The sequence below is a fragment of the Desulfobacter sp. genome (assembly GCF_050177295.1).
In genome coordinates this window covers 1-5,884 of sequence record NZ_JBFXHE010000285.1, presented here as the reverse complement: position 1 = coordinate 5,884, position 5,884 = coordinate 1, and the positions used below count along the sequence as shown (strand labels likewise).

Sequence of the window (5,884 nt, the reverse complement as noted above, 5' to 3'; positions counted from 1 at the left end):
TCAGCATTGTGTCACTGAACCTTTGAATGAGAGGGAGAGTACTTCTTCAGTCAGTCCTTCCCCAAAATGTTTTTTTGCCGTTTCATCAATGAAACAGTTTACAGCAGCTCGGAATAATTTTTGTGTCCGGACCACTTGGGCAGATCATCCTGTATTTCAATTACCCTTGAACCATAGAAAAGATGGCATGTTGGTTTGAATGACTCTGGCACCTCGACTGGATACCCGAAATCAAACAACGATGGGAAAGCGAGCCACATCCTGCGCCCTTCATCAGCAATTGGGGTGCCACATTTACCGCAGCGAACTTTACAGGGGAGAATGCGCTCTGGCCGATTTTGTTCACTGTTATAAAAAAACAGATCCTCCAAACCAGCGATGAACCTTACATGGTGTTTGTGGAAAATCGCCGCCCACTGCATAGGTGCACCATGTAGCCTCTGGCAAGTCGTACAATGACAAATTTTGGCATCCACTGGATTCGCGCTCACCTCATATCGGACGGCTCCGCAAAAACATGAGGCTTGGTATTTGGCAACAAACCCTGTGTCTTCCAGGGAAGCATAATCGAGGCCGAATGAGGTTTCCATTATCAATGCCTGTTTTTTTTATTCCGTTTTTCTTATGCCCTTGATTACAACAAAAGAGCCTCTCCCGAAGCCTTCCACAATGGTATTGGGTATTTCTCCAGGGATAAGGGTTTGTAAAACATTCGATATCACAAAACCCGATACATTAAGATAGCTTAGCACCTCCGGCACTGAGAAAAAGGTGGCATCTTTGTAGAACTTGCTGTTTTCTTTCTTTTCAGAATACTGTTTGCCAAGCTCGCTCTCTTTGTCTACAAATCCAACAATAATGAATCCATCGTTTTTTAATACCCGGAAAGCCTCTCTAAAAGATTTAACGATATCATCAACAAAGCAGATGGTCGTTACCATCATAACAAAATCAAACCGGCTATCAGAAAAGGGCAAATTTTCTGCAACACCGGAATGAACGTCGATGCCTTGTAATCTTGCTATGCTTGCCATTTTTTCTGAAGGCTCAACGCCGACCTTAATCCCCAGAGGAACAGCAAACTTCCCCGAGCCAACGCCTACTTCCATGCCCTCCGCTCCGGCGGAAGGGATAAGCCGGCGGATTGTCTCTATTTCAGCTGCATAGAAATCTGGGTGCTTATCAAACCATTGGTCATACTCCTCACTGTACTTTTCGAATGATTCAATTTTGGGCATGATCAACTCCAATAGGCTCATCATGGAACGATTGAGCTGTGCGGCACGGCTTTTTGTGTCCGCACCGGTGACAGGTTAGCTATAATTCTCAATAATCTGAAGAATATCCCTACCCGGCCCAATTATGCAAGAAAAAATAGTATTTGATGAATCAGAACAGCAAAGCAACACCACACTATCCACCTCTTCTCCTAATAGATCTGGATCATAATTTGATGGGAAAGGGCCAGTACTCACCCTGGAAGCACTGGTGACTCCATGAAAGCTCTGTACCTTTTCAATGAGTTCACTTAATCCGGTGTTGCTCTCATTCGGGGATGTATTGGATTGAGGGAACAGTTTTTGTAAAAACCATCGTCCAGACCGTCCAGGTACTTCCCGATTTGAAATTGTCCCTGGAAATGCTATCATCAAACCATGTTAAAATGCCATACTCGGTGCGGATCGTTATTACCATAATGATGCTACTGGCTCCGATGGCGCCAATGCCCCATGTAGTTGAAAAAATACTCATGCTGATCAATGGTACTCTCACCAAGCCTATAGATATTTTTGATCTGCTGCTTCACCTGTTTCCGCTGATTCTCTTGATCCTAAAATTCATAAAAGACCGTAGACGGGCTCCTTAGCCTGGGGAGTGCGGCCCTGGGTAAAAAGTTTTGCAGAAATTATCGTCCAGTACCGTCCAAACGAAATCTGTTTCTGAGCCCCAGCGCAGTAAACGTCAATATTTAGCGCCATTTAAGGCCATAACCACATCCGTGTTGGGCGCATTCCCATTTTCCCGGTTTTAAAAAAGTCTATCTTTTAGTGGAAAAAGCATGATATTTCCTGCTAAGCTGAAACGAACAAAAAATGGATTGTACTGATGAAAAAAGCTGAAGATTGCAATACTGTTGATGAAGTCTATGCTTGCCTGAAAGAACTGGAAGAAGATCCGAATCGCTTGATTCGAAACGCTAAAGAATTGGAACAGATGGAACAGGAACTTCTTGGATATACGAATCGGATAAGCGCCTTGCTTTTAAAAAAAGTATCCAGGCCTCAGTAGATTCCCCCGATCGGGTTGATCAAGAAAAAGAGTTGATGTCCAACTGGCCGGGGCGGATGAAAAGCGAAGGGTTTGAGACCGTTTCGATTCAGCTTTGTACAGGTATTCCCTCAAAAGCATTGATAAATGCGCTTATTAAAAATGCAACACAAAAAAACTGGATCATCGAGTTTCAGAGAGGATGAATGCCGGAAACGAATAGGTAATTCCGCAGAAAATTTTGCCATCATACGCCATATAGCTTTAAATCTCCTGAAACAGGAAAACAGTATGAGAAAGAGCATAAATACAAAACGCCTGCAAGCGGGCTGGGATGATATTTATCTCATGAAAGTGCTTGGAGTCAATACAATTTAAATGCGTTTGCCCTGCCGGGCTGGCCGGTGTCTCTTCCATTGTTTCTATCTCCTTTTTTAGGGTGTTCAAGGATAATGCCGTTTTTGGCAATCCGCATACCGGTTTTAGAAAAGGGGATGCTTGAATTTTTCTTTGTCTTGCCGCCGATATCGGTTAAAACAAAACCTTTATTCAACCCTTTTCGGGGTGAGTTTTGCGGTATTGCGTTTTAACATAACCGATTGCCCTGGCAAAAGTAAAAGAGCTTTACCCAATCCTGTTTTTTTACTATGAAAGAGAAGTGTAAATAAACCGCTTTCCTTTGTTAAAGAATTTTATTCTCAAGGAGAAAAAATGCCTGTAATTGTCCAATATATTGTTGTCAGGGATGGAGATAAAAAGATGACATTCGCGACAAAAAAAGAAGCAGACGACTATGACAAGATGCTAGATATTGCCGACAATTTGTTTGATTTTCTTGAAAATTCCGATATCGTTCTTGATGAAACCCGCAAAGAAGAAATCTCCCTTTTGTTGGCTGAAAAACGCGATGAGGTGATGCCCATTTTAAGGGGCGTCTCCCCCAAAGCCCAAAACAACCGTAAAAAAAACGCCTCTTCTTCAGAAATTGCCAAAACCCGGGGCAAAGCCGTTGCAAAACAGGCTGCGTCCAAACAGGCCGAGACCTCTGAAGCCAACACAGATCCTGAAGTCAAGCCTGTTGCCAAGTCTGCGGCCCAGGCCGCTCCTCCCATAAAGGAGGCATCTTCAAAAAAGAGTGGATAGACGGGATAGTTTTTTAAATCCAAGTGTCGGTTTTTGGCCAAAGGAAAATACCTATGCCGTTTTTTTTATTTAGGCTGATGCGTGTGGTTGCAGTTCTGCTGTTTGCAGCAGGCGTGGCGTTGTGGTTATTTGTTTCCAGGGAAAAACCCCAAAAAAAGGAAATGGTTAATACGCCTCCCAAGGTGTTATGTGTTCCCGCAGTATCGGGCAATGCTGATATGATCGTTGAAGCCTTTGGGACGGTTATGCCCCGAAACAGTGTGAAGCTGGCCATGGAGATTGCAGGCCGGATTGATTATGTCCATCCTGATTTCCGTGAAGGTGCAAGCATTCATAAAGATGAGATTCTTTTGCGCATTGACCAGCGCACCCTTGTCTTGAATGAAAGAAATGCCCGGGTCCTTGTGGATCAGGCCCGGGCCGATATCCGCCTGCTTGAACAGGAAATATCGAATTTAAAGGCAGATGCCGGGCTTGCCCGTTCTAATCTGCAACTGGCTGCCAAGGAGCTGGAGCGGGTCAGGGCGCTGGCTGAAAATCAGTTTGCATCCAAAACCAGTTTGGATAAGGTGGAACAACAGTATCTGTCCGCGAAAAACCAGTTGCAGAAAATCACCAATGCCCAGGAACTTGTCCCCTCACGGATGGCCTTGAAAAAATCAGCCTTGGCTTCGGCACAGGCTGCACTTGCAACGGCTTCTCTGATGCTTGAAAAATCCGAAATTAAAGCAGGCTTTTATGGCTTTGTGGTGGCCAAACAGGTCCAGGTCGGGGAAATATGTTAATCCGGGCCAGGTGCTTGGGGTGATGTATGAAAAAGATGCCCTGGATGTGGATATCCGTGTTCACCTTGAAGAACTTCAATGGCTGGGTTCTGTTTTTGAAAACGGGGGGCGGCCCCAAGTGATTATAACTATTGCCAATCTGGAAGGCGGACGATCTCCGTTGTGGCCGGGTCATGTGGTCAGAATTAAAGCCGCCATTGACGAAAAAACCCGGACCATGCCCATGACGGTGGAAATTGGTAGCCTGGATGTTAAAGATCCTTTGCTGCTGCTCAGACCCGGTGTCTTTGTTAAGTGCCGTGTCAAAGGGGAACAAAAAGAAAATGTGTTTAAGATTCCACGAACACTCATGCGCTCTCCCGATACCCTGTATCTGGCTAAGGCAAATCATCTCGTGATTAAGAGGGTCAAAGTGATCCGGCGGTTTGAAGACGATGTTTATATTACAGACGGCTTAACCCCAGGTGATCTGATCATTGAATCTCCCCTGCCCGGGGCTTTAGACGGTATGGCAATCACGGTTAAAAAGGCCGGGGAGAACTAAATGAAGGCCCTTGGCAAATGGTCGGTGGAGCATCGGGTTACGGTGAATCTGATCATGGTCTTTCTGATTGTGGCCGGGATGTTTACGGCCATGAACATGAAGCGGGAGATGTTCCCGCAGTTCTCTTTGGATATGATCAGTATTGCCGTGGATTACCCGGGTGCCTCCCCCGAGGATGTGGAAGAAGGTATCTGCATCAAAATTGAAGAACAGCTCAAAAGTCTTGAAAATATCAAAACAATGTATTCTACGGCGGTTGAAGGACATGCCGGCGTGGTACTGGAACTGGATGCCGGCACGGACATTGCCGCCAAGCTTAACGAAGTCAGAACAGAGATTGACCTGATTGACTCTTTCCCCACCCTGGCCGAAGATCCTGTGGTGATTGAGATCAAAAACAATGAGCCGGCCATTTATGTGGCTGTTTACGGTGATGTGGCCGAACGAACCCTTAAACAGACTGCCGAGAAAATCAGGGATGATCTGGTGGGTTTTGATGAAATATCGCTGGCAGAACTCATGGGGGTTCGGGAGTATGAGATCTCCGTGGAGATTTCAGAAGAAAATCTGCGCAACTTTTCCCTCTCTTTTGATGATGTGGTGCGCGCCGTGGGCTCGGGAAGCCTTGAATTGCCCGGCGGGCTGATCAAAACCAGTGGTGGCGAATTTTTAATCCGGGCCAAGGGCAAACGGTATACCGGTGCTGAATATGAACAGATTCCCCTGGTGACAAGGGCTGACGGCACTGTGGTGCTGGCTCTGTTTCTGGATTTAGGCCTTGCCTTCTGGGTGGCATCGGGTATTCCTATCTCCTTTACTGCGATATTGTGTCAAAAATAGGTATTTTACTCTGGTAGTGGGCATAGGATGTCTGATCATCAGTTTAGGACTGATTGCCAGCGGCCATGTGCCGTACACTTTTTTCCCCAAAAGTGATTCCAACTGGATGCATTCGGAGATCGTTTACCCTTTGGGCACCCCCTTTGATACCACCCAGAAAACCATTAAACAGATTGAAGCCGGGGCCTTTAAACTCAACGATTATTTCAGGGATCGGGTTGAGGACAACAAAGATCTTATCGTAAATACCTTTTCCCTGGTGGGGGTTATACCACAACGGGACTGGAAAGAGGGGGTATCGGGG

General features: G+C 45.8%; 9 protein-coding genes. 6 read left to right on the top strand and 3 right to left on the bottom strand.

What is annotated here, in order from left to right:
• Positions 1–98 precede the first annotated feature (98 nt).
• The gene (locus tag AB7U36_RS16945; protein ID WP_277003361.1) at positions 99–590 is read right to left on the bottom strand and encodes a GFA family protein; all 492 of its coding nucleotides are present in this window, start codon (positions 588–590) and stop codon (positions 99–101) included.
• A gap of 18 nt (positions 591–608) precedes the next feature.
• On the bottom strand, positions 609–1,238 hold the full coding sequence (locus AB7U36_RS16940) for a class I SAM-dependent methyltransferase (RefSeq protein WP_277003358.1): 630 nt from the start codon (positions 1,236–1,238) through the stop codon (positions 609–611).
• Positions 1,239–2,106: 868 nt separating this feature from the next.
• Here AB7U36_RS16940 and AB7U36_RS16935 point away from each other — a divergent pair.
• A complete protein-coding gene (locus AB7U36_RS16935) occupies positions 2,107–2,289 on the top strand; it encodes a hypothetical protein (RefSeq protein ID WP_004070514.1) in 183 nt (60 codons plus the stop codon).
• A 343-nt stretch (positions 2,290–2,632) separates the two neighbouring features.
• Here the strand turns inward: AB7U36_RS16935 and AB7U36_RS16930 are convergent, their stop codons facing one another.
• A complete protein-coding gene (locus tag AB7U36_RS16930) occupies positions 2,633–2,821 on the bottom strand; it encodes a hypothetical protein (protein ID WP_428160873.1) in 189 nt (62 codons plus the stop codon).
• 158 nt (positions 2,822–2,979) lie between these two features.
• On the opposite strand from AB7U36_RS16930, the gene AB7U36_RS16925 reads away from it, so the two are divergent.
• The 5 genes from AB7U36_RS16925 to AB7U36_RS16905 all read left to right on the top strand — a co-directional run.
• Positions 2,980–3,411 carry a YebG family protein gene (locus AB7U36_RS16925; protein WP_428160872.1) on the top strand — a complete coding sequence of 144 codons (432 nt, stop codon included), beginning with the start codon at positions 2,980–2,982 and terminating at the stop codon, positions 3,409–3,411.
• Positions 3,412–3,464: 53 nt separating this feature from the next.
• The gene (locus AB7U36_RS16920) at positions 3,465–4,196 is read left to right on the top strand and encodes an HlyD family secretion protein (protein ID WP_428160871.1); all 732 of its coding nucleotides are present in this window, start codon (positions 3,465–3,467) and stop codon (positions 4,194–4,196) included.
• Between the two features lie 22 nt (positions 4,197–4,218).
• Complete coding sequence (locus tag AB7U36_RS16915) at positions 4,219–4,740, top strand: efflux RND transporter periplasmic adaptor subunit (RefSeq protein WP_428160223.1); 522 nt, start codon at positions 4,219–4,221, stop codon at positions 4,738–4,740.
• Positions 4,741–5,580: an efflux RND transporter permease subunit gene (locus AB7U36_RS16910; protein WP_428160870.1), complete on the top strand. Its 840-nt coding sequence runs from the start codon at positions 4,741–4,743 to the stop codon at positions 5,578–5,580.
• Between the two features lie 16 nt (positions 5,581–5,596).
• The coding region (locus AB7U36_RS16905; protein ID WP_428160869.1) for a hypothetical protein at positions 5,597–5,884 on the top strand (288 nt) is incomplete at its 3' end.